Genomic DNA, 23,563 nt, shown 5'->3' on the forward strand with positions numbered 1-23,563 from the left:
TCGGCGCAGACGCGACGACGTCGTTCCGTCGTCGTCGCGTCCGCGCCGCGACGTCAGGCGCAGCTCACCGCCAGAGCAGCAGGCGCCGACCCGCTGGCCTGGAACCCGTACGTCACCGACGCAGCAGGTCCGATGTTCCCGTTCCACGCCAGGTTCTTCACCGTCACCGGCGAGGTCCCCGACATCGTCCCGTTCCACAGGCTGCCGATCGTGACCCCGCTCGGCAGCGTGAACGTCGTCGTCCAGCCCGACCTCGCAGCCGCGGCCGTGACCGTGACCTCGGCCTGGAAGCCGCCGGACCACGAGTTCACGACCCGGTAGGCGGCGGTGCACGCACCGGTCCCGCCCGTGGGGCTGACCGAGGGCGACGCCGTCGGCGTCACGCTCGGCGTCGGGGACGACGACGGCGTCGCGCTGGGCGACGGCACCGTGCCGCCGTTGAGCTCCGTCACCGAGATCCCGGTGGTGGAGCCGGCCCCGCCCAGCGGCACCTGGTGGTCGGCCGAGACGAACTTCCCGCCGCTCTGCCACAGCGTCGGCTTCAGCAGCGCGTACTTCTCCTCGTCCCAGCTCGCCCAGTCGTTGAGCAGCAGCCCGCCCGTGTCACCCGAGTTCGGGTTGAGGCACCAGAACGTGTGGCTCAGGCCGCGGTCCACGATGAGGTCCGCCATCGCCTGCATCCACTTCTCGTTCGGGCCGCCGTCCATGAACCCGCCCCACTCGCCGATGAGCAGCGGCGAGGTGCCCTCCTTGTGCAGGTAGAGCCAGTTCGGGTCCCACACGTCCCGCTCGAGGGTCGCGCGCGACCACTCACCCTTGAACCACGGCTGCTCGAACACCAGGGGCCCGTAGTCGTGCGGGCTGTAGACGAGCTGGTCCTGCTGCGCGCCCAGGTCGATCGGGTGCTGCCGGGCGCCGCGGAAGTTCCCGCCCCACCAGGTGTTGTGGTACTGCGTCTTGTCGGTCGAGGACCAGGAGACGCCGTCCTTCGGGTAGGTCTCGTTGCCCTCGACGAAGATCAGCAGGTTCGGGTTGATCGCCAGGATGCGCTGGGCCGCCGTCTCCGCGACGTGCTTCCAGTTGTCGGCATCTGTCGAGCCGTCCCACTTCGCGCGCGGCGTCTCGTCGGCCTTGCCGTGGGGCTCGTTCTTGATGTCGGCGCCGACGATCGTGTCGTTGTTCCTGTACGTCGTCGCCACCCACTCCCACGCCTGGTAGAACTGCTCCGTCGTGAAGCTCGCGTTCCACCACACGGGGTGGATGTGGCCCGAGTTGTCCGCGGCGGCCGAGTGCACGTCCAGCACGACCTTGAGGCCGTACTTCTCGCACAGGCTCAGGAACTGGTCGAACACCTGCTTGCTGTTCTTCCCCTCCAGCTCGGGGTTCGCGTAGGTGTTGACGCTGATCGGCTTGTAGGTCCCGGCCTTCCACTCCGTGAGGAGCTCCACCGAGATCGGCACGCGCACGGTGTTGATGCCGCGGTCGGCCATGCTCCTGGTGATCTTGTCCATGTTCCCCGACCACAGGCCGTGGAACACGCGCTCGCCGGCGTTGAAGCCGAACCAGTTGGCGCCGGTCAGCTTCACCTCCTTGCCGGCGGCGTCGACGATCTTGTTGCCGCTGGTGTGCAGCCAGTCGTCGCCGGAGGCGGCGGGTGCCGCCGCGGCGACTCCCGCGGCGGGCAGGGCGGCGCTCGCCGCGCCGGCCGCGGAGGCGGCGGGCCCGGTCAGGCCGACGACGGCGACCGCCGCGAGGGCTACGGCCGCCGTGCCGAGCCGGGCGGCCCGTCCGGCCACCGCCCGGGCGACGATGCCCGGGGCGTGATGCAGTCTCATCGGAGACTCCTTACTTTCTGTTGCGGGGTTTCCCTCGTGCTGCCCGGCACGGGCCGGGAGCCCGAGGGCGGTGCCCGGGGGACCGGACGGTCCCGGACACGAGCCGCGCGGGGGAGGTCGCCGTCCGGCGACGCTCCCCCGCGCGGGGTTTCACTGCTGCGGCACCATCGTGCCGGTCTTGCGGGTGGAGCTCAGCGGGTCAGGCTCAGGCGCAGGTCAGGGCGCCCGCGGTCGGGGCCGTGCCGTTGCCGATGAAGCCGAACGCTGCGGTGCCGCCGGCACCGAGGTTGCCGTTCCACCCGACGTTCGAGACGGACGTACCCGACAGGGTGCCGTTCCAGACCTGGTTCACGGTGGTGCCGGAGGGCAGCGTGACCTTCCAGCCCGTGATCGGGGCGGAGCCCGCGGTCACGGTGACGTCGGCCTGGTAGCCGCCGCCCCACGAGTTCGTGATCCGCAGGACGGCGGAGCACTTGCCGGTGACCGGGTTCGACGGGGACGCCGAGACCGACGGGGAGACCGAGGGCGACGCGGACACCGAGGGGGAGACCGACGGCGACGCGGAAGCCGACGGGGAGACCGAGGGCGACGCGGACACCGACGGGGAGACCGACGGCGACGGGACCGTGCCGTCCGGGCTGATCACCGGGTAGGCGTTCTGCACCAGCATCTCGAACTGGGCCTGGAACCACTGGCCCGAGAGCGGGGCGCCGGGCAGGGCGCCCGTCAGGTTGCCGCCGAGCGTGCCCGAGGAGTACGTCGGGTCGCACATGCGGTCGAGGCGCTTGCCCTCGTCGTTCGGGATCTCCTCGGAGGAGCCGTCCGACTCACCCGGGGGCTTCACCCAGACGTAGGCGTCGAGGTGCGAGCTCGTGTAGCCGGACGGAGCGACGGTGGGCCGCTCGCCGATGCCGGCGCCGGACGGGTTGCACCACGCACCGCGGTGGGTGCGGCGGTCGATGCGCGACTCGTTCACGTAGGTGTCGAGCGACGTCGACGTCGAGACCTTGGTCGGACGGGCCGAACCGCCCCAGCCGTTACGCGAGGTGTCGACGAGCATGCCGATGCTCGACGGCGCGCCCTGCGCGGTCATGAGCGAGTAGAGGCGAGCGGTCCAGTCGACCTCGTCGAAGTTCGAGTTCCACTCGTAGAACTTCGAGGAGCGCACCTGGCCGCCGCCGACCTGCAGGGTCGGGTCGGTCAGGTAGGGCTCGACCAGCGGGGTCGAGTTCGCCGTGTTGGTGACGAAGCCCGCCACCGACGCCCAGCCGTACCGCGAGCCCTTGATCACGTTCGAGAACTCGGTCGCCATCTTGGTGGCGTTGTCGTCCCAGCCGAGCCAGCCCGAGTGGGCCGCGTCGATGTAGGAGTAGACGTTGCCGACCTCGTACAGCTCGCTGAGCGCGTACTGCACGCCCTCGCGGTAGTACGGCGCGGACACGCTGCAGTCCGGGTCGGACATGTTGGTGACCATGTTCGGCAGCGAGTCCGGCTCGATCGTCGCGACGATCCGCAGGTTGTCGTAGGCCGGGTCGTCGAGCAGCGCGACGATCGGGTCGATGTACTCGGTCTTGTAGCGCGTCATGCCCTCGGCCGTGGGGGGCAGCTCGCCGTTCGAGGCGAGCGCGAAGCAGTCACGGCCGGGCAGGTCGTAGATGACCAGGTTGAAGACCAGGGCCTCGCCGCCGGACTGGGCGTCCGCCTGGTCGAGGTGCCACTTCAGGCCGTGCTGGCGGTCGGTCCCCTCGATGGCCCGGATGCGGTCCATCCAGACCGAGGTCGGCTGCGTGCGGATGGCGGCCATCTGCTTCGCGAGGGTCGGGTTGCTGCCCGCCACCTGCGCCGCGGCGCCGTCCACGGATGCCTGCCAGTCAGGGTTGATGTACTGCTTCGCGCCGACGAACGGGTTGTCGACGAGGGCTGCCGATGCCGTCGGGGCGGTGGCTACCGCGATCATTGCCGACGCGGCGATGAGCGCCCCCGCGGCCCCGGCCGCGGCGCTCGCCCGCAGCCTCTTGTTTCGTTGCACGATGACCTCCCGGGTCGTTCTTGGCGGCGCCGCCGGTCCTCCTTCATCGGTGGGACCGGCAGGCGCGCGCACCCCGCAGGCCTTTCTGCGGCGGCTGTCGAATCGTTGCCCGGTCGGATCTTTGGCCGACACCTGACGAATCGTTTAGGTACCCGGATCCGCAGGGCGGCGAAAACCTCCGCCTAGGGGGTGGGGGGTGCCGTGGAGCCGCGGATCAGCAGGCCTCCGACGTCGACCGGCTTGGTCTGCGGGGCCTTCTCGCCCTTCGCGTCGTCGGCGCGCAGCACGCCGAGCAGCGCGTGCCCGACGGCGTTGCCCAGGGCGTGGACCGGGTACGGCACCGCCGTGAGCGACGGCGTCGTGAGCCGGCACGCGGGTGAGTCCGTGCCCGCGACGACCGAGAGCTGCCATGGCACGGCGATGTCGAGCCGGCGTGCGACGTCGAGCACGATCCCGGCGGTGACGTCGTCGTCCGTGACGACCGCCGTGGGCCGGCTGCCGGACGATAGGAGCGATCCCACCGCCGCGGCGGCGCGATCCACGCCGTCGCCGGACACCGCGTCGAACTCGATGCCCGATCCGGCGAGCGCGCTGCGGATCGCGGTGGCACGACGGCGCGTGGCCAGCAGTCCCTCCGCCCCGGTCAGCATCGCCACGCGCCGGTGCCCCAGGTCCGCCAGGAACTCGCCGACCTGTGCGAAGGCGGTCGCGTCGTCGAGCACGACGCTGCGCCACGCGGCCGGCGTCGGCACCAGCGGCTCGTCGATGAGGACCACGGGCGCGGGCAGGTGGCGCAGGGCCGCCAGGCGCGCGTCCTCGGTCCGCAGGCCGGTGACGACGAAGCCCGCGTACCGGCGTTCGGCCCACCACCGGCGCATCAGGTGCGCCGCGTGCTCGACGCTGCTGGCCGCGTGCACGGCGAGCGTGACGTCGCCGTCGTCCAGGATCTCCGAGGCCGCGGTGACCAGGTCGAGCGTGGAGCCGGCCCGTGCGCCCGCGGCGCCGTCGTGCACCGCGACGAGCGCGGCCGCGCCGGGCCCCGCGCGGAGCGAGCGTGCGGCCGTGGCGGGGCGCCAGCCCAGCTCGTCGGCCACCCGGAGCACGCGTTCGCGCGTGACCTCCGCGACGCCGCGCCGCCCGTTCAGGGCGTACGAGACCACCGCGGTGGACACCCCCGCAGCCCGTGCGACGTCCACGATCGTGGGTCGCCGTTTACCGCCGCCGGGGCGCGATGGAGCGCCCCGGGGGCGGGGTGAGGGCCGAACTTCGCCCTTGCCGGTCGGGTTTTCAGAATCTTCGTGATGATTCGGTCGCGCCGTCGAGACCATTCCCGTAGCATGCCCTGTCAGCACATACTTTGCACAGCGTCGACGAGGACGGGGTGTAGCCATGACATCCGTAAGAGGCAAGTACTCACTGGCAGTGTTGTCGCCGGTGGTGGGAGGGCACTACTTCGGCAAGGTGCTTGCCGGGGTGTCGCGTGCGGCGCGCTCCGGGGGACACCGGGTCGTCGTCGTGCAGACGTATCCGGCGGATCTCGAGCGGGCGCAGTTCCCCGAGGAGCCGCCCATCGGCGTGCCCGTGGGGCTCGACGCCGCCGACGGCCTGATCATCGTGACCCAGGCCGTCGACGCCGACACCATCGAGCGGCTGGGGAACGAGGAGCGGCCGATGGTGCTGGTCGGGGAGCATGCGGCCGGGCCGCAGGCCCCCGCCGTCGCGCCCGACAACGCGGGGGGCACGCGAGCGGCGGTCGAGCATCTTGTGAGCCATGGACACACCGAAATCGGTTTCGTGGGGAACCTGCGGCAGTCCGACATCGTGGAGCGCTTCGAGGCGTACCAGGCCACGCTGCGCGATCACGGCATCGAGCCGCAGAACAAGTGGGTCTACCACGCCGCGGACAACCAGGAGGCGTCGGGCGCGGCCGCCGCGCGCGAGGCCCTGGCCGCCGGGATGCCCACGACGGCGACCTTCGCCGCGACGGACCGCAACGCCGCCGGTTTCACGCGGATGCTGCAGGTCAGCGGGCTCGCGCTGCCCAAGCGGCAGGCGGTCATCGGCTTCGACCACTCCGACCTGGGCGCGCGCATGCGGCCCCGGCTGGCGACGGTCGACCCGCACCACGACGGCGTCGGCGAGCTCGCCGTGTCGCTGCTCGTGGCCCAGATCCGGGGCGAGCGGCCGCGCGGGCGGCACCTGTCGGCGGCCAGCCTCATCACGCGCGAGTCGTGCGGGTGCCGCGAGCCGAGCGTCGGCCTGGTGCAGGGCGGCGACGAGGCGGCGTCGTCCTGGGCGCGGCTGGCGGGCGTCGCGGGGATCGTGCTGGACGGCGCGGGGGCGACCCCGGGCGTCGAGGCGTGGATGCGCAGCGTGCAGCGGATCGTGCGCAGCGCGGACACCCTCGCGCTGCTGCCCGACGCCGATGCGCTGGCCTCGCTCTCGGACATCACGCGGGCCCTGCGCCCGCACCCGGAGGCGCTCGAACAGCTGGTCCCGGCGCTGCGGGAGCTCGAGGAGGAACTCGCCCGGGCGCGCAAGGCGGGCACGGGCCGGACCTCCGGGGACCCGGGGCCGACGGCGCGCCGGCGCGCGGTGGCGCGCGCGATGACCGACGTCGTCGTCGCCGTGAGCACCGGCTGCACGCAGACCCTGCTGGCCCGCGCGGGCCGCCTGGAACGGACCATCGGCGAGCAGTACGAGCTCGACCTGGGCCTGCTGCACGCGGACGCCGCCACGATCCGGACGCTGCGCTGGCTGCCGAAGGGCCACCAGGGCCCGGCGACCCTCGCGCTGTGGTCGGACGCCGCCGAGCGGCTCGCGCATCCGCCCGTGCCGGACGAGGTGCCGCGCCCGGGGCTGCCGGACTACGCCGGGGAGATCGACGGCCCGGCGCCGCGCCCGCCGGCGGGGACGGCCGCGGATCCCGCGCGGCTGCTCACCGTGGTGGGAACGACGGCGACGTCGCCGCAGGTCAGGTCGCTCGTGGGGCAGAAGCTGCCCGTGTCGCAGTTCCCGACCCGCGCGCTGCTGGACTCAGCGGACGGCATGGCGTTCGTGATCCCGGTCACGTTCGACACCAGCGACTGGGGGCTGCTGCTCATCGGCGGGGCCGTCGACACGCACGCGACCAGCGCGCGCGACAAGTTCGACCACTGGGCGGCGATGCTCGCCGTCGCGCTCGACCGGGAGGCGCGCCTGGTGTCGCTGCGCACCCAGCGGGCCGCGCTGGCGGACATGGCCGCCCGGGAGCGGGCGCTCGCGCTCGACCTGCGGGCCGGGCAGGTGCGGTACCGGCTCGTGGAGGAGGTCGCCCTGGAGGGCACCTGGGACTGGGACATCACCACGGGTCACGTCTACTACTCGAAGACGTGGAAGTCCCTGCTGGGGCTGCCCTGCGACGCGGTCGGCTCCGGCATCGAGGAATGGACCGGGCGGGTGCACCCGGACGACCAGCGATCCGTGCAGTCGGCCATCGCGAAGCAGCTCGCGGGGGCGCCGGAGCCGCTGGACCTGGAGCACCGCCTGCGGGCCGCCGACGGGCGCGAGCTGTGGGTGCGCGCGCGGGCCACGACGGTCACGGACGACGCCGGCGTGCGGGCCCGGATGGTGGGCGTCCTGATGGTGCTGGGCCGCGAGGGCGAACGGGGGCCCGTGCGGGTCGCGGGCGGCGTCGAGAGAGGGCTGGGGACCTGAGGGCCGGCGGCGGCCGGGGGCCGGCTGACCGCCGGCCCGCTGTCGGCGGAGGGCCAACCGATAGCCTCAGCCAACAACCTTGGCCAACATCACAGTTGTGACTTGTGAATCGCCGCGACGCCCGGGGCGTGCCTCCCAGTAGAATCGGCCCCGGTATCCCAACGTCATTCAAGGAGCCCCGCGTGGGACGCGTCGTCGTCGAGGTCATGCCCAAGCCCGAGATCCTGGACCCCCAGGGCAAGGCTGTCGTCGGGGCGCTGCCGCGCCTCGGCTTCACGCAGTTCAGCGGTGTCCGGCAGGGCAAGCGTTTCGAGCTCGAGGTCGACGGCGAGGTCACGCCGGAGATCCTCGAGCAGGCGCGGAAGGCCGCCGAGGAAGTGCTGTCGAACCCGATCATCGAGGACGTCGTGTCGGTGACGGCGTCCGACGCCTCGACCGCCCCGGCCGCCTGATGGGCACGCTGAACAGCGCCCGGATCGGCGTGGTCACGTTCCCGGGCACGCTCGACGACCGCGACGCGGCGCGCGCGATCCGGCTCGCCGGCGGCGAGCCGGTCGCGCTGTGGCACGCGGACGCGGACCTGCAGGGAGTCGACGCCGTCGTGCTGCCGGGCGGCTTCTCGTACGGCGACTACCTGCGCGCCGGTGCGATCAGCCGGTTCGCCCCGGCGATGGCCTCGATCGTGGACGCCGCGAACGGCGGCATGCCCGTGCTCGGCATCTGCAACGGCTTCCAGGTCCTCACCGAGGCCCACCTGCTGCCGGGCTCGATGATCAAGAACGACCACCTGCACTTCGTCTGCCGTGAGCAGACGCTCAAGGTCACCAACGCCAATACGGCCTGGACCAACGAGTTCGCCACGGGTCAGAGGATCACGATCCCGCTGAAGAACCAGGACGGCCAGTTCGTCGCCGACGACGCCACGCTCGACCGCCTCGAGGGCGAGGGCCGCGTCGTCTTCCGCTACGACGGCCGGAACCCGAACGGCTCCCGCCGCGACATCGCGGGCATCACGAACGAGCGCGGCAACGTCGTCGGCCTCATGCCGCACCCGGAGCACGCGGTGGAACCGGGCTTCGGCCCCGCGGGCGCCGACGGGCCGCGCTCGGGCACGGACGGCCTGCAGTTCTTCCGCTCGGTCCTGGCGTCCCTGGTCCGCGCGTGACGATGACGACCGGCACCACGTTCGGCCGGCTCACGGCGGTCCGGGTGCCATTCGATCACCCGGACGCCGTCGCCCTGCGCCAGGCCGCCGTCCGCGAGCTCGCCGAACGCTACGGCAACGACGAGGACAGCAAGGAAGTCATCGAACCGGCCACGATCGCCGCGACGATCGTCCTCCGCGTCGCCGACGTCGCCGCCGCGGGCGGCAGCATCCGCGACGTCTCGCTGTCCGACGACGGCGTCGGCGGCCACCACCCTCCGGCCACCGGCGAGCTCAAGCGCATGTTCGTCGTCAAGGACTTCCGCCGCCGCGGCCTGGCGAAGCGCCTGATGGAGGAGCTGGAGTCCGCGGCACGGGAGGCGGGCCTGACCCGGCTGGTCCTGGAGACGGGCACGGGACAACCGGAAGCCGTCGCCCTCTACGAGAAACTCGGCTGGACCCGCATCCCGCCCTACGGCAAATGGGCGGACAGCGACGACCAGCTCTGCTACGGCAAGAGCCTCTGATGTTCCACTTCCCCACGCCTCAGTAGACCGGCATCTGGTCCAGGACACGTGCGGCCATGTCGATGATCTTCTCTGCCTTGGGAAGGTCCTCGAGTACGTCGTCCTTCTCTGCGTGCGGCCCGTCGAAGTCCGGGTACTCGTTCTGGTTGCGGGTCCGGCGTATGAGATCGAAGGGGCGGAGTACCTGACCGAGAGGAGGTACGAGTTGCGCTGCGACTGCCTCGTGGGTGGCGATGTGGCCGCCACTGGATGTCGGACGCAGGCCCTGGTTCGCCAGGACGGCTACCAGTGATTTCCGTGCGGCGTCGTACAGCGCCGTGTAGGCCAGGGCCGGGTCTGTCATCGCCAGGTCGCGCGCTGCCGAGGCGTGCAGGCGAGCTTGCTCGAGCAAGAAATCTGCCTGTTCACGACTCGCTGGTACTCGCTGCAGGTGGCGCTCCTTGATCATCCTGTCGATGTGCTCGCGTCCCTGTTCCCATCGAAGCATTCCTGGATTTTCCCTTGCCTGGTCTGATGTCGATCCGTGGCCTCGTGAGGACCGACTGGACGAACGGATCGGGACTGTCTGCGTTCCAGGCAGCGGGCCTTATCCGCCGGATATTGACCTCGAACCCGCCGAGCCGTTCGCTGGATCGCGTTGCGACGTCGTACAGGACATCGCGATCTGCGGTACCGACGACGAGCACGTCGACGTCGTTCGGGGGAGGTCCGGGCTCGCCCTCGTATCGGGCAGCCCATGATCCGTAGATAAAGGCTAGATCAATTCCGTCGATCTCGCACAGTTCGTCCTCGAGGACCGGAAGTGGGCCAAAGGTCGCGATCAGGAGGTCCGTGAGCGGGCGGGTCAGGCGGCTGCTCTCGCCTCGCCTGACCAGGCGGACGTTCCCGAGGCGCCGGTCAGTGAGCAATCCCGCTTCCACCAGTCGGCTCACCTCGCGAGACGTGGCGCCGTGGGTCGCGTGGGCGGCCTCGGTCAGTTCGCCGACCGTGTACTCACGATCGGGCCGGAGGTAGGTCTGAGCGAGGATGCTGCCCTGAACGCGAGAACGCAGGATCGGGAGCAGTTCGGGATGGCCAGTGTGCACAACTCTCACCGTAGCGTGCCTGATGTGGATTAAGTCTATGTAACTTGATCCTAGCTTACAACCCCCCGCGGAGGTAGCGGAGCTGGGCCAGGACGCTCTGGCGGGCGGCGGGAAGGACCGACGGGTCGACGTCGTCGTACACGGCACGGACGACGTCGTCCGTCAGGGTCGAGAGGTCTCCGTCAGGGATCGCGTCGTCCGTCCCCAGGTGCTTGAGGGCCTTGCGGATCTGTTCGAGGCGGTCGATGCGGTGGGCCCGGTAGAGGCGGACCGCCGCTGCCAGGTCGGGGAGGGGGTCGCCGTGGGCGGGGAGGCCCGTCGTCGACTCGCCCGCGACGGATTCCAGGAGATCGAGGCTCTCCAGGTAGGCGCCGAGGGAGCCGTCCGGTTCGGCGATGACCGTGGTGCCCTTGCCCAGGACCGTGTCGCCGGTGAGGACGACGGTCTCCGGGAACGGGGTGAGGCCGTTGGTCGGGCCCGTGACCGCGAACGACACCGAGTCGCCGGTGTGGCCGGGGGTGGCCAGGACCTCGATGCGGAGGCCCGCCGCCCGGATCAGCTCGCCGCCGCGGAGCGGTTCCGCGCCGAGGCAGTGCGCGGGGTCCATGGCCCGGACCGGGGCGCCGGTGCGGTGGCGCAACCCCGCGGAGCCCGCCGTGTGATCGGCGTGCCGGTGCGTGATCAGCACCAGTTCCACCGGGCCGGCTGCCGCGAGGGCATCGAGGTGTGGCCCCAGGTCCGGCCCCGGGTCGACGACCACCGAACTCTCGGAACCCGGTGCGCGCAGCACGTAGGAACGCGTCCCGTCGAGGGTCATCGGCCCGGGGTTCTCGGCACGTTGCACGGAGACGAACGGCGTCACGGTCCTCACCCGCCCCACGCTACGCGTCTCGCCGGGGTCGCGGGCTCCGGCGGGAGACCCACGACCCGGCGTGCCGGGATCACCCGATCGTGTAGGCGCGCTGGATCGTCTCCTTGACCGTGTTGCCCGCGGCGTCCGTGGCCTCGGCGCGGAGGGCGATCACGCCGGCGCCCGAGGGCGCGTTCACGGTGGCGACACCGTTGGTGAGCGTGGCGCGGTGCCAGGTGGTGCCCTTGTCCGCCGACCACTATGAGGGCCGACGGTATGCCAGACCTGGACGGAGGACGTCCTGCGGTTTGTTCCGGACGGTTCTGTGTGTGACTCCGGCGCCCTGTGTGAGCCGTCTCCCCGTCGTAACGTTTCGGGTCCTGGAGGCCGGCGGTGGGATGGCCTGCACTGGTGGAGCGCTCTCTATCCATTCCAGGTAAAGATCTGGCCATTCTGACGTCCCGGGCGGGCTCGATCACGAGCACGCCGGCCAGTTCGCGTGTCCGCTCACCGACGAGAGGAACGTCATGCACCGCACCAGCAAGTCGCCACGGCCCGGACATCGCCACCGGCAGATACCCGGGAAGCCCGTCCGCGCCGTCGTCGTCCCCGCGATCCTGGCCGCGGCCACGCTCGCGTCGGCCGGGATCGTCGCCGCTCCGGCGTCCGGGAGCGTGACGAGCGCCGAGCGCGGAGCCGCCCCGGCCGCCGTCGTCTCCGCCGCGGCACCGGCCGTTCCGCTGAGCGACGCCGCCTACCGCGACGCCGAGCTGCCGACCGAGGATCGTGTCGCCGATCTGCTCGCCCGCATGACCCTGGCCGAGAAGGCCGGTCAGATGACCCAGGGCGAACGCGGCAGCCTGGCCGGGAACCCGCAGCACATCGCGGAGCTCGGCCTGGGGTCCGTCCTGTCGGGTGGCGGTTCGGCGCCCGGCACGAACACGCCTCAGGGCTGGGCCGACATGGTCGACGGCTTCCAGAGGCAGGCCCTCTCGACCCGTCTCGGGATCCCGATCCTGTACGGCGTCGACGCCGTGCACGGGCACAACAACCTCGCCGGCGCCACGATCTTCCCGCACAACATCGGCCTCGGCGCCACGCGCGACCCGGAGCTGGTCCGTGAGGCCGCCCGCGTGACGGCCGTCGAGACGCGCGCCACCGGCATCCCGTGGACGTTCTCGCCGTGCGTCTGCGTCGTCCGTGACGACCGCTGGGGCCGCACCTACGAGTCCTTCGGCGAGGACCCCGAACTGGCCACCACGCTCGGGGCCGCCGCGATCGGCGGTTACCAGGAGGCCGGCGTGCTCGCGACCGCCAAGCACTTCGCCGCCGACGGCGACACCCAGTTCGGCACGGGCGAGGGCAACTACACCGTCGACCAGGGCATCACCGTCCAGAGCCGCGAGCAGCTCGGCAGGATCAGCCTGCCCCCGTACAAGGCCGCCGTCGCGGCCGGCGTCGGCTCGGTCATGCCGAGCTACTCCAGCGTCGACCTCACCGACGACGGCACCGGGAACCCGGTCAAGATGCACGCGCACCGCGACCTGATCACCGGCTGGCTCAAGGGGCAGCAGGGCTTCGACGGCTTCGTCGTCAGCGACTGGGAGGCCATCCACCAGATCCCGCCGCGCGCGTCGGACTCCCCCACCCGCGCCCAGATCGTCGCGTCCGTCAACGCGGGCGTCGACATGGCCATGGAGCCCACCCAGTACCGGCGCTTCCACACCCGCCTGATCGAGGCCGTCCAGGCCGGTGAGATCCCCGTGTCGCGGATCGACGACGCCGTCTCGCGGATCCTGACCGCCAAGTTCGAGCTCGGCCTGTTCGAGAACCCGTGGGCGGATCGAACCGGCGCGGCCCGCATCGGGTCGAGCGAGCACCGCGCGGTCGCCCGCGAGGCGGTCGCGGCGTCGCAGGTGCTCCTGAAGAACGACGGGGGCGCCCTGCCGCTCGACCCGTCCGGCACCGTCTACGTGGCCGGCCGCAACGCCGACGACCTGGGCAACCAGATGGGCGGCTGGACCCGCACCTGGCAGGGCTACTCGGGCAACGGCCACACCGGGACCACCATCCTCGAGGGAATCCGGGCCACCGGCAGCGCGGTCACGTACAGCAAGGACGCGTCCGCGCCGATGAACGGGGCCGACGCCGCGGTCGTCGTCGTCGGCGAGACGCCCTACGCGGAGGGCTGGGGCGACGTCGGCGGGCCGCGGTGGTCCGACGGCGGCGTGCTGCGGGAGCCCAGGTCGATGTCGCTGCAGTCCGGCGACGCCGCCCTGGTGGACCGCGTCTGCGCGGCGATCGAGACCTGCGTGGTGCTGGTCGTCTCGGGCCGTCCCCAGGTCGTGACCAGCCAGCTGGCCGGCATCGATGCCCTGGTGGCCTCCTGGCTCCCGGGCTCGGAGGGCGCGGGCGTCGCGGACGTCCTGTTCGGCCGCACCCCGTTCACCGGCAAGCTCCCTGTGTCGTGGCCGCGGGACGCGGCATCGCCGGTCACCAACGTCGGCGACGCGAGCTACGACCCCCAGTTCCCCTACGGCTGGGGCCTGACGACCGGCGGCCCGAGCCCGACGCCGTCGCCCACGCCGACCCCGACGCCCACGCCGACCCCGACCCCGACGCCGACCCCGACCCCGTCGACGAGCCCGTCGCCGTCGCCCACCCCGTCGACGTCGCCGACGCCGTCACCGACCAGCGGAACCTGCTCGGCGAGCCTGCGCGTCGTCAACTCATGGGGCGGCGGCTATCAGGCCGAGGTCACCGTGACCGCCGGATCCGGCGGTCTCAACGGCTGGCGCACCACGCTTCCGTCCGGCGTCACCGTGACCCAGGTCTGGAACGGCACCCTGAGCGGCAACACGGTGTCCAACGTCAGCTGGAACGGCAACCTCGGCGCGGGCCAGTCCGCGAGCTACGGCTTCATCGGCTCCGGCTCCACGCCCTCCACCACCACGTTGACCTGCGGCTGAACCGGTAGCCCTGGCCCTGCGGCGAGTCTCGCCGCGCGAGGTGGCCCTCCGGTCCCGGCGTGGCACCGCGAAAGCGCATCGCCGGGGCGGTACCCCTGTAGCGGGTACCGCCCCGGCGATGTGGCGCTCACGATCCGAGGGTGCGGACTACTCGATCGTGTAGGCCTTGCGCACCGTCTCCTTCACCGCGTTCCCGGCGGCGTCGGACGCCTCGGCGCGGAGCGCGACCGCGGTCGTGCCCGCCGGGGCGTTCACGGTGGCGACGCCGTCGTGCAGCGGCGCACTCCGCCACGTGGTGCCGTTGTCGGCGGACCACCAGAGGCGAACCTCGGAGGCGCCGTCGGCGCCCTTGACCTTGACGCCGATCTCGGTGCGGCGCGGGGCCGCCCCGCGGGTGGTGATCCCGTCGACGTCGTAGCGGACGTCGAGCAGGGTCCGCGTCGCGAACTCCTCCTCGGCGACGGGCTCGGCCCGGAAGGTCCACTCGCCGGTCACCTTCTTGCCCGTGTACCACCACGAGGAGCCCGGGGTGGAGCTGTAGGAGACCTGATACCGCGCCCCGGCCTCCGGCGTCGTCAGCTCGGCGAACTCCGCGTCCCCGTCGAAGACGGTCTCGCCGTCCTGGACCACCGTGATGTGGCTCGCGTTCTTCTCGTCGATGCTCCAGTACTCGTGTCCCGCGGCGTCCGACCAGCCGCTCGGCACGACGGCGAGCTGGTCGCCGAGCTGCTGGACGGTGCCCAGCGGGGAGCGCGGCGCCCCGGCGAACTCCGTCGCGTGCCGCGAGCCGGGCGCGTAGGAGGCCAGCGGTGAGGCGTAGATGCCCGTCAGCCAGTCACCGTCGTCCTCGAACCGGTCGTACCACGCGTCCTGGTACCACCGCACGTTCCGGGTGCTGACGTAGTCGACCCGGCGGCCGGGCTCGGCCTCCGTCAGCATGCCCATCGCGAAGGTGCGCCCGGTCGCCAGCGGTGCCCAGCCGGCCGAGACGACCGAACCGCGTGCCGCGTCGTGGAACGTCGTCCTCATCCGGGCGAGGTCCTCGGCCCGCGCGACGAAGCTGCCCTTGCGCACCACGGTCTGCCGGAAGGCGAGCTGGTAGTTGTAGGCCGGGGTCTCGCCGCGCCGGGTGGGCTGGCTGAGGTCGCCGCCGACCACGAGGTCGAACGTGCCGACGGTCACCGGCTTGGTCGGCGAGACGAAGGTCTTCGTCTCGGCGCCGAGCATGGTGCCCGCACCCATGCTGAACCCCTTGGCGTCCGTGCGCTCCGTGTCGAGTGTGAGCAGGTTGAGGTCCGCCGGCTTGGGCGTGTCCATGGAGACCGGCATCGCCTTGCGGGCGTCCAGCGTGATCGTCCTCGGGCCCGTCACGGTGAACTCCGGGGCGTACGCCTGCACGATCCTGGTGAACGACGAGTTGGCCATCGTCGTCGTGACCGAGTACCTGCCCGCCGGGACGCGGAACTTCTTGGCGGAGCCCTCGGAGAAGCCGAACTTCGCGTACTTGCCGGCGTCGTTCACGTTGAGCACGGAGTGGTCCCCGAGGCCGTTGAACGGCTTGCCGTTCTGCCCGGTCATCTTGACCGTGAGGTCGAAGAGCTGCGGCTGCTTGCGCCAGCCCACGACGGTCCGCACGGCCTCGCCGTCGGCCGCGGTCGCGACGAGCGTGCCGCCGTACAGGCCGATGCGGCCCGGTCCCTGGTCCACGGTGATCGTCACCTTGGCGGTCCCGCGGGCCGGGACGGTCACCTGCTCGGCCGAGAGCCGCGCGCCCGTGGCGGGCTTGCCCGACGGGCCGTTCACCGCGAGGTCCAGGTCCAGCACGGCCTCGGTGTCACCGGTGTTCCGGTAGGTCACGGTCTTGCTGACCGTGTCGTCGTGCGGGTACTCGAACATCCCGAAGGACACCGACCCCGGCAGCGCCAGGACCTGCTGCTCGATCGCCGTCGGCAGGAAGATGCGCCCCGCGCCCTCCTGGAACACCGTCGCCCCGGTGGTTTCGGCCGATCCCATCAGCGCGGCCTTCAGCCGAGCGGCGGACAGCTTCGGCCGGGCCTCCAGCAGCACGGCCGCGGCCCCCGCGACGTGCGGCGCGGCCATCGACGTGCCGCTCGCGGCCACGTACCGGGTGCCGACGACCTCGCCCATGGTCGTGCCCGCGGCGCGCGCCGCGACGATCCCGTCACCGGGGGCGACGACGTCGGGCTTGATCGCCCCGTCGACGCGCGGACCCCTGCTCGAGAAGTCCGTCAGCTTGTCGTCGTCGCCCACGGCGCCGACGGTCAGGGCCGACGACGCGGCGCCGGGCGTCCCGATCGTCTCGTCGCCGCCGTCGTTGCCCGCGGCGATGACGAACAGGGTGTCGTGCTCGGCGGTGAGCCTGTCGACGGCCCGCGACATCGCGTCGCTGCCGTCCGTGTACCGGGACGAGCCCAGGGACATGTTCACGACGTCGGCGCCGTTGACCGCGGCCCACTCCATGCCGTCGATGATCGACGACGTGTCGCCGTACCCGTCGTCGGTCAGCACCTTGCCGACCATGAGGTCGGCGCCCGGCGCCATGCCGGAGTTCTCGCCGCCGGACGCCTCGCCGGAGCCCGCGACGATCGAGGCGACGTGCGTGCCGTGCCCGTGGCCGTCCTTGACCGAGCCCGTGCCGGAGAAGTCCTTCTTCGCCACGACCAGCTCGTCGAGGTCGGGGTGTGTCGCGTCGATGCCGGTGTCGAGCACCGCCACCTTGACGCCCGCGCCGGTGTACCCGGCCTCCCAGGCCTGCGGCGCGCCGATCTGCGGCGCCGAGTCCGCGTCGAGCGCCTGGACCGGGGCGTCCAGCCAGACGTGCGCGATCTCGGGTGCGTCGCCCGCGGCGAAGGTGGTGACGCCGGCCGTGCCGGTCTGCTCGAGCAGGGCGTCGATCAGCTTCGCCCCGGCGGCGGCGTCGACGTCGTCGGACACCGCGTTGACGGACTCGAGGACGCGTGCGGGCGTGACGCCCGCCTCCGCCCAGCCGGGGCCGGACGCGAGCGTCGAGGCGTTCCCGCTCCGGGCCGAGGTGCCGTGCTCCGCCTGCTGCACGATCACCGGCAGCGTGCCGCGGTTGCCGAACCCCGCGTCGGCGAGCCCGGCGACGTCGAACAGGGCCTCGTCGAGCTGTTCGCCCACGAGCCCGGCGACGTCCGCGGGGATGACGTAGAAGCGCTCGCCCGCGGTGCGCTGGAAGAAGGCGATGTCGCCGCGGCCCGCGGCGGGGCGGACGGCGACCGACCGGGTGCCGTCCGGCGCCGTGGTGACCTGCACGCGGTCGCCGGTCAGGAGCGTGACGGTGACGGGCTTCGCGACGGTCCGTGGAGCTGCCGCAGGTGGTGCCGTGGGCGCGGCGAAGGCGCTGGGTATCGCGCCTCCGCTGGTCAGCAGCGCCACGGCGAGGGCCGCGGCGGCGGTTGCTCGGGTACGCATTGAGGAGATCCCTTCCTCGTTCTGGGGAGACGATCACCGGCGTCCGCCGGCGATCGTTCCCCGAACGTAAACCCGGCCTACCAGGCGAAACAATCAAAGTAGGCAGGGTGGATGGTGACCTGGATCACACGGTCCAAAGCGTTGTGGCCGAAGAAGGAAGTTTTTCGGAGATCGCGTGAATCAGTGCGCCGCGAGGGCCTGCTCGACGTCCTCGACGAGGTCCCGGACGTCCTCCAGGCCCACCGAGAGCCGGACCGTGGTCCCCGTGATGCCGACCGCCGCGCGGCCCTCCGCGCCGAGCTTGCGGTGCGTCGTCGTCGCCGGGTGCGTGATCAGGGACTTGGCGTCGCCGAGGTTGTTGGAGATGTCGATGACCCGCAGCGCGTCGAGGAAGGCGAAGGTGCGCTTCTTCGCGGCGTCGTCGTCGGACCCGGGCGGGACCCGCAGGTCGAAGGTCACGACCGTCCCGCCGCCCGACATCTGCGACCGGGCCAGCTCCACCTGCGGGTGCGAGTCCAGGAACGGGTAGCGCACGCCTGTCACGCCGTCGAACCCTTCCAGCGCCTGCGCCACCTCGACGGCCGACGCCGACTGCGCCGCCACCCGCACCGGCAGCGTCTCCAGCCCCTTGAGCAGCGTCCACGCGTTGAACGGCGACAGCGACGGCCCGGTGTTGCGGATCAGCGTCTGCACGGGCCCGGTGATGAACTCCTCGGAGCCGAGGACGGCGCCGCCCAGCACGCGGCCCTGGCCGTCGATGTGCTTGGTCGCGGAGTAGACGACGACGTCGGCGCCGAGCTCCAGCGGCTGCTGCAGCAGCGGCGTCGCGAACACGTTGTCGAGGATCACGGTGGCGCCGGCCTGGTGGGCGAGCTCGCACACGGCGCGGGCGTCCACGATGTCCTGCATGGGGTTCGACGGCGTCTCGAAGAACACGACGTCGGCCGGCGTGGCCAGCGCCTCCTCCCACTGGGCGAGCACGTGCCCGTCCACGTAGTCCGTCCGCACGCCCCACTTGGCGAGGATCTCGTCGAAGATCACGACGCTCGACCCGAACAGGGCCCGCGCCGCCACGATCCGCGAGCCGCTCCGGACCAGCGCCGCCAGCGCGGTGAACACCGCCGACATGCCGCTGGCCGTCGCGTAGCAGGCCTCGGCGCCCTCCAGGACGCGCAGCCGCTCCTCGAACGTGTGCACGGTCGGGTTGCCGTAGCGGGAGTACACGAACCGGTCGAGGTCGCCCTTGAAGGCGGCCTCGGCGTCGGCGGCGGAGTCGTAGGTGTAGCCCTGCGTGAGGAAGACGGCCTCGCTCGTCTCCTGGAACTCGGAGCGCGCGTGGCCCGCACGCACGGCGAGGGTCCGGGGACGGGCGTTGGCGGGCAGGGGCTTGCGCCCGGACCCGCCCGGGATGCCGCCGGCGGGGGAGGCGCCGGTGCTCAGCCTCCGTCGCTCCTCGTGCTCGCCGGTCGTCACGCGCCGGCCTCGTCGATGATGCCCTTCCAGGGCAGCTCGCGGACCTTCCAGCCGTTGTGGTTCCGCACGCCGTCGGGCCCTGCCGGGCCCTCGAAGCCCTCGAGCACGTTGTACGACGGCGCGATGCCCGCGCTGGTGGCGAGCCGCGCCGCGCCGATCGAGCGCTGGCCGGAGCGGCACAGGAAGACGACGGGGCCGGTGCTCTCGCCGACGCCCGACTTCAGCTCCTCCAGGAACGCCGGGTTCGGGCGGCCGTCGGCGTGCACCCACTGCGTGAACACGACGTCCTTGCCCAGGGAGGCGGCGTCGGGCACGCCGATCGTGCGCCACTCGCCCTCGGTACGGACGTCCACGAGGACGGCGCCGGGCTCGCCGGCGAGGAGGTCCCAGGCCTGCTGCGGGGTGATGTCGCCTGCGTAACCGGCGGCGGGACGCACGCTGCTCGCGTCGAAGGGCCGCGGTTCGGGCTGGGCCTGGGTGGGGTTACCGGGGTCGGTCATCGCACTCCTCCATCGGTCGTGGCGGTAGCACCCTGGGCCGGTCGCCCGCGTCCGGTGCGCGCGGGTCTCCCGCGGGTTGCTGCGGGGTCGACGTGCCACGTCACTCGCCCGCTCGGGATGGTCGTTCGGAATCGTACGCCAGGGCCGCGGGCTGCCCACAGGACGGGACCAAAATGTGGACGCTCGTTGACGCTGCTGCAACCGGGTCGCAGGATGACCGCGGGTCATGAGATTCAGCGCTAAGCCCCGGCTGGCTGACCGGCAACCCTCCTACCGCGGTGGGGTGCCCCGGGTGACGACCTGGTCGTACGCGAGAACGCGTGCGACAAGTGCGGGGAGGGTTCCCCCAGGATGTACTGGAGGACGGCATGACGGCGACGACCGGCATCACCAAGATCGACACCACCGAGGCTTCCGGGGCAGCGGCTCCGGGCGATGTGACGAACGTCGCCCCGCTCCTGCCCGTCGTCGGGCACGACACGTACGTGCCCCTCGTGGACGGGCGGCGGGTCACGTACGCGAACCTCGACGTGGCCGCGTCGGCACCGGCCCTGGAGTCCGTGGCGCAGCGCGTCGCGGAGACCCTGCCGCTGTACGCGAGCGTGCATCGCGGCGCCGGCTACCTGTCGCAGGTCTCCACGGCGCTCTACGAGGCGGCCCGCCAGGCGATCGGCGCGTTCGTCGGGGCGCGCGAGGGCGACCTGACGGTCGTCACCCGTAACACCACCGACTCCCTCAACCTCCTCGCGGGCTGCGTCCCGGCGGGAGCCGACGGCGGACCGGGCCGCGTGCTCGTGCTCGACGTCGAGCACCACGCCAACTTCCTGCCCTGGCAGCGCGAGGCCGACGCGACGGTGCTGTCCGGCGGCCCGACCGTCGCCGGGACCGTGGCCCAGGTCCGGGAGGAACTGGCCGGCGCCGCCGCGGCGGGTGCGCCGTACGCGCTGCTCGCGGTCACCGGCGCGTCCAACGTGACCGGCGAGTCCCTTCCGGTCGGCGACCTGGTGGCAGCCGCCCACGAGAACGGTGCGCGCATCGTCCTCGACGGCGCGCAGCTCGTGCCCCACCGCCGCTTCTCGCTGGCGGACACCGGCGTCGACTACCTGGCCTTCTCCGGGCACAAGACGTACGCGCCGTACGGCGCGGGCGTGCTGATCGGCCGCCGCGACTGGCTCGACGCCGGGACGCCGTACCTCGCGGGAGGCGGCGCCGTCCGGCGCGTGCGCACCGGCACGACGGAGTGGCACGAGGGCCCCGCCCGGCACGAGGCGGGCTCGCCGAACGTCATCGGCGCCGTCGCGCTGGCCGCGGCGTGCGAGGCGCTGGCCGCGCTGGACCCCGCCCGCGTGCACGAGCACGAGAGCGCGCTGCGGCGCCGCCTCGTGGACGGCCTCGAGGCGATCGACCGCGTGTCGGTCGTCCGGGTGTGGACCGACGCCGCCGACCCGGTCGGCGTCGTCACCTTCAACGTCACGGGGTACGACCCGGGGCTGGTGGCCGCGTACCTGTCGGCCGAGCACGGCATCGGGGTGCGCGACGGCAGGTTCTGCGCGCACCCGCTGCTCGGCCGTCTCGGGTTCGACGCCGGGGCCGTGCGGGCGTCCGTCGGCGTCGGCACCGCCGGCGAGGAGATCGAGCGGCTGCTGGCCGCCGTGCGCGCGCTCGTCGAGGACGGGCCGCGGGGGAGGTACGACGTCGTCGACGGGCTGTGGATCGTCGTCGACGACCCGCGGCCGGTGCCGGAGGGGTCCGGGCTGGCCGGCCTGCTGGCCACCGCCGCGGCGGGCTACCTGGCCGAGGCAGTGGGCTGCCTACCCGACGAAGTCTGACATGTGTGAAATTCCCTTGAATGGCGGCTGACCTGGGGCGATAGCCCCAGTACCGTTATTGATTTCCCTTCACCGCATTTCTTGCGCGCGCGAGTTAGCCCTCGTCGGGCTACGTTCGAGAGGTGCCGGACGTGCCCGGGGGTAAAACCCCCGGGCATCACGAGAATCATCTCGGAGGGGGAGAGGGGAAAATCATGGACTGGATGTCAGGCCTGACAAGTGCGTGGAGCTCGGTCGCAAGCTTCGTCCCGAAGCTGCTCGTGTTCCTCGTCATTCTTCTGATCGGCTGGATCATCGCCAAGGCGGTGTCCAAGTTCGTCGGCATGATCCTGAACCGGATCGGGTTCACCAAGGTTCTCGACAAGGCGGGCGCGGGGCGTTTGCTGGGCGGCTCGGGAATCGAGCCGATCACGCTGCTGACCAAGATCATCTACTACTTCATCCTGCTGATCGTCCTGCAGCTCGCGCTCAGCGCTTTCGGGCCCACCAACCCGGTGACGCAGATCGTCAACGACATCGTCGCGTGGCTCCCGAAGCTCGTGGTGGCAATTGTCATCGTGGTGATCGCCGGTGCCATCGCGAATGCCGTCAAGGATCTGATCATGGCGAGCATGGGGGGCGTGTCCTACGGCCCCATGCTGGCGAAGATCGCCCACATCGCGATCCTGTTCTTCGGAATCGTCGCGGCGCTCAACCAGGTCGGTATCGCGGTTTCCGTGACCACCTCGGTGATGACCGCGGTTCTCGCCGCGATCGTCGGCGTCGTCGTCGTGGGTGTCGGCGGTGGTCTCATCGGCCCGATGCGCGCGCGCTGGGAGGGCTGGCTGGCCGCGATGGACAGCGCGTCCGCCCAGGCCGGTACCCGCGGCGTGCACCGTGGTGCGACGACGCAGGCGACGCAGCAGGTCCCGCCGCAGCAGCCCCCGGCGGGCGGCTACAACCCGCCGGTGAGCGGCTGACGGCACGACCACGTCGAACCGGCACGTCGAGGCCCCGCATCCCGAGGACGGAGTGCGGGGCCTCGCCCGTGCCCGCGGCGCCCCTGACCGGAGCATCGACCGCGGCGATTCCCGCGCGCCACGCGTGAGATCCCCTGGCGGTATCCCGCCATGGCGTATCCTCGCCGCATTCTCGATGCATCGGTATCGGCTGGAGGTGAGAGATGTTCGGGAACGTCCTCGGTCTGTCGCAGGCACAGGCCCTCGCGTACCGCGAGCTCGTCGGCACGCCCTCGCTCGACGCGGGCGACCTGGCGCGGCGGATGGGCACCGAGCCCGGTGAGGCGTACGCCGTGCTCCAGGTGCTCGAGGAGCACGGGCTGGCCGCCCGGCAGGGCACCGACGACTCCCGGTTCCAGGCCGCGCCCCCGGAGATCGCGCTCGGCGCCATCCTCGCCCGGCGCACGGACGAGCTCCGCACCGCGCAGCTCGAGATGCTGGACCTCGAGGAGGAGTACCGCCGCGCCGCCGACCTGCGCCCCGCGAGCGACATCGTCGACCTCGTGCGCGGTTCCGACGCCGTGCTGCAGCGCATCCTGCAGTTGCAGGCCGGCGCCCGCGAGACCGTCGAGACGTTCCAGCGCCCGCCCGTCCTGGTGATGGGACCGGACGAGAACACCGCCGAGGAGGACGCCGTCCGGCGCGGCGTGCGCTACCGGGCCGTCACCGACCGCTCGATGATCGACGAGGGCATCACCACGATCGACGTGATGACGGAGGACATCCGCGCCGGCGAGGAGATCCGGATCGCGGACAACGTCCCCATCAAGGCGTTCATCATCGACCGCCGGCTCGCGATCGTCCCCGTGCAGAGCCAGCTGCGGCCCGACGACGAGGTCGACACCGTCTCGGCCCTCATCATCCACGAGAGCGGGCTGCTCGACGGGATCATCGCGTTGTTCGAGGCGTTCTGGCGGGACGCGGTGCCGCTGCGCGTCCAGCCCGACGGGATGACCGGCGAGCTGGACGACGTCGACCTGAAGATCCTGGGGCTCATGCTGTCGGGGCTGACGGATCAGGCCGTCGCCAAGCACCTGGAGCTCGGGCTGCGGACGGTGCAGCGCCGGGTGAAGTCGATGATGGACACGGCCGGGGTGGCGACGCGGATCCAGCTGGGCTGGCACGCGGCGCGCAAGGGGTGGCTCTGAGGAACCCCTTGCGCGCCGGCGGGC

The 23,563-nt window shown here is 72.0% G+C and carries 16 protein-coding genes and 1 riboswitch; of the genes, 8 read left to right on the forward strand and 8 right to left on the reverse strand.

Going from position 1 to position 23,563, the window contains the following annotated elements; all coding sequences use genetic code 11:
* Window positions 1-53: 53 nt before the first annotated feature.
* From ABD208_RS12280 to ABD208_RS12290, 3 genes are all read right to left on the reverse strand, one after another.
* Entirely contained in the window at window positions 54-1,835 is a 1,782-nt protein-coding gene (locus tag ABD208_RS12280) for a cellulase family glycosylhydrolase (RefSeq protein WP_344103131.1), read from the reverse strand.
* Window positions 1,836-2,040: 205 nt separating this feature from the next.
* On the reverse strand, window positions 2,041-3,864 hold the full coding sequence (locus tag ABD208_RS12285) for a glycoside hydrolase family 6 protein (protein WP_344103134.1): 1,824 nt from the start codon (window positions 3,862-3,864) through the stop codon (window positions 2,041-2,043).
* 182 nt (window positions 3,865-4,046) lie between these two features.
* A complete protein-coding gene (locus ABD208_RS12290) occupies window positions 4,047-5,060 on the reverse strand; it encodes a LacI family DNA-binding transcriptional regulator (protein ID WP_344103136.1) in 1,014 nt (337 codons plus the stop codon).
* A 193-nt stretch (window positions 5,061-5,253) separates the two neighbouring features.
* On the opposite strand from ABD208_RS12290, the gene ABD208_RS12295 reads away from it, so the two are divergent.
* From ABD208_RS12295 to ABD208_RS12310, 4 genes are all read left to right on the forward strand, one after another.
* The gene (locus tag ABD208_RS12295; protein ID WP_344103138.1) at window positions 5,254-7,560 is read left to right on the forward strand and encodes a substrate-binding domain-containing protein; all 2,307 of its coding nucleotides are present in this window, start codon (window positions 5,254-5,256) and stop codon (window positions 7,558-7,560) included.
* A 182-nt stretch (window positions 7,561-7,742) separates the two neighbouring features.
* Window positions 7,743-8,012, forward strand: coding sequence for a phosphoribosylformylglycinamidine synthase subunit PurS (gene purS / locus ABD208_RS12300; protein ID WP_344103140.1), 270 nt, complete (start codon window positions 7,743-7,745; stop codon window positions 8,010-8,012).
* Window positions 8,012-8,725 (forward strand): phosphoribosylformylglycinamidine synthase subunit PurQ, encoded by a 714-nt coding sequence (gene purQ / locus ABD208_RS12305; RefSeq protein ID WP_344103142.1) that lies wholly within the window; start codon window positions 8,012-8,014, stop codon window positions 8,723-8,725. Before purS ends, purQ begins: the two co-directional genes overlap by 1 nt.
* A gap of 2 nt (window positions 8,726-8,727) precedes the next feature.
* Window positions 8,728-9,231, forward strand: coding sequence for a GNAT family N-acetyltransferase (locus tag ABD208_RS12310; protein ID WP_344103256.1), 504 nt, complete (start codon window positions 8,728-8,730; stop codon window positions 9,229-9,231).
* 19 nt (window positions 9,232-9,250) lie between these two features.
* Here ABD208_RS12310 and ABD208_RS12315 read toward each other — a convergent pair whose 3' ends face one another.
* Window positions 9,251-9,718, reverse strand: a complete 468-nt coding sequence (locus ABD208_RS12315) for a HEPN domain-containing protein (RefSeq protein ID WP_344103145.1) — start codon at window positions 9,716-9,718, stop codon at window positions 9,251-9,253.
* Window positions 9,719-10,371: 653 nt separating this feature from the next.
* A complete protein-coding gene (locus ABD208_RS12320; protein ID WP_425561105.1) occupies window positions 10,372-11,187 on the reverse strand; it encodes an MBL fold metallo-hydrolase in 816 nt (271 codons plus the stop codon).
* A gap of 506 nt (window positions 11,188-11,693) precedes the next feature.
* Here ABD208_RS12320 and ABD208_RS12325 point away from each other — a divergent pair.
* Window positions 11,694-14,135, forward strand: a complete 2,442-nt coding sequence (locus ABD208_RS12325; protein ID WP_344103147.1) for a glycoside hydrolase family 3 N-terminal domain-containing protein — start codon at window positions 11,694-11,696, stop codon at window positions 14,133-14,135.
* Window positions 14,136-14,282: 147 nt separating this feature from the next.
* Here ABD208_RS12325 and ABD208_RS12330 read toward each other — a convergent pair whose 3' ends face one another.
* The 3 genes from ABD208_RS12330 to ABD208_RS12340 all read right to left on the reverse strand — a co-directional run bounded on the left by ABD208_RS12330 (window position 14,283) and on the right by ABD208_RS12340 (window position 19,564).
* On the reverse strand, window positions 14,283-17,591 hold the full coding sequence (locus tag ABD208_RS12330) for a S8 family serine peptidase (RefSeq protein ID WP_344103149.1): 3,309 nt from the start codon (window positions 17,589-17,591) through the stop codon (window positions 14,283-14,285).
* 180 nt (window positions 17,592-17,771) lie between these two features.
* Window positions 17,772-18,974: an O-succinylhomoserine sulfhydrylase gene (locus tag ABD208_RS12335; protein WP_425561108.1), complete on the reverse strand. Its 1,203-nt coding sequence runs from the start codon at window positions 18,972-18,974 to the stop codon at window positions 17,772-17,774.
* A gap of 86 nt (window positions 18,975-19,060) precedes the next feature.
* On the reverse strand, window positions 19,061-19,564 hold the full coding sequence (locus tag ABD208_RS12340) for a rhodanese-like domain-containing protein (RefSeq protein ID WP_344103151.1): 504 nt from the start codon (window positions 19,562-19,564) through the stop codon (window positions 19,061-19,063).
* Between the two features lie 222 nt (window positions 19,565-19,786).
* Window positions 19,787-19,902: riboswitch (SAM riboswitch) on the forward strand.
* Window positions 19,903-19,932: 30 nt separating this feature from the next.
* Here ABD208_RS12340 and ABD208_RS12345 point away from each other — a divergent pair.
* From ABD208_RS12345 to ABD208_RS12355, 3 genes are all read left to right on the forward strand, one after another.
* On the forward strand, window positions 19,933-21,393 hold the full coding sequence (locus ABD208_RS12345) for an aminotransferase class V-fold PLP-dependent enzyme (RefSeq protein WP_344103153.1): 1,461 nt from the start codon (window positions 19,933-19,935) through the stop codon (window positions 21,391-21,393).
* A 122-nt stretch (window positions 21,394-21,515) separates the two neighbouring features.
* Window positions 21,516-22,352: a mechanosensitive ion channel family protein gene (locus ABD208_RS12350; protein ID WP_344103156.1), complete on the forward strand. Its 837-nt coding sequence runs from the start codon at window positions 21,516-21,518 to the stop codon at window positions 22,350-22,352.
* A gap of 203 nt (window positions 22,353-22,555) precedes the next feature.
* On the forward strand, window positions 22,556-23,539 hold the full coding sequence (locus tag ABD208_RS12355) for a helix-turn-helix domain-containing protein (RefSeq protein ID WP_344103158.1): 984 nt from the start codon (window positions 22,556-22,558) through the stop codon (window positions 23,537-23,539).
* Window positions 23,540-23,563: the final 24 nt, after the last annotated feature.

Origin of the sequence: Myceligenerans crystallogenes (assembly GCF_039529775.1) — a bacterium.
Lineage (GTDB): Bacteria > Actinomycetota > Actinomycetes > Actinomycetales > Cellulomonadaceae > Myceligenerans > Myceligenerans crystallogenes.

Excerpts from the sequence above, each read along its gene's own strand:
- purQ (WP_344103142.1), top strand. The coding sequence starts at position 8,012 with ATGGGCACGCTGAACAGCGCCCGGATCGGCGTGGTCACGTTCCCGGGC.
- ABD208_RS12340 (WP_344103151.1), bottom strand. The coding sequence starts at position 19,564 with ATGACCGACCCCGGTAACCCCACCCAGGCCCAGCCCGAACCGCGGCCC.
- ABD208_RS12325 (WP_344103147.1), top strand. The coding sequence starts at position 11,694 with ATGCACCGCACCAGCAAGTCGCCACGGCCCGGACATCGCCACCGGCAG.
- ABD208_RS12345 (WP_344103153.1), top strand. The coding sequence starts at position 19,933 with ATGACGGCGACGACCGGCATCACCAAGATCGACACCACCGAGGCTTCC.
- ABD208_RS12295 (WP_344103138.1), top strand. The coding sequence starts at position 5,254 with ATGACATCCGTAAGAGGCAAGTACTCACTGGCAGTGTTGTCGCCGGTG.
- ABD208_RS12310 (WP_344103256.1), top strand. The coding sequence starts at position 8,728 with ATGACGACCGGCACCACGTTCGGCCGGCTCACGGCGGTCCGGGTGCCA.
- ABD208_RS12330 (WP_344103149.1), bottom strand. The coding sequence starts at position 17,591 with ATGCGTACCCGAGCAACCGCCGCCGCGGCCCTCGCCGTGGCGCTGCTG.
- ABD208_RS12355 (WP_344103158.1), top strand. The coding sequence starts at position 22,556 with ATGTTCGGGAACGTCCTCGGTCTGTCGCAGGCACAGGCCCTCGCGTAC.
- ABD208_RS12315 (WP_344103145.1), bottom strand. The coding sequence starts at position 9,718 with ATGCTTCGATGGGAACAGGGACGCGAGCACATCGACAGGATGATCAAG.
- ABD208_RS12280 (WP_344103131.1), bottom strand. The coding sequence starts at position 1,835 with ATGAGACTGCATCACGCCCCGGGCATCGTCGCCCGGGCGGTGGCCGGA.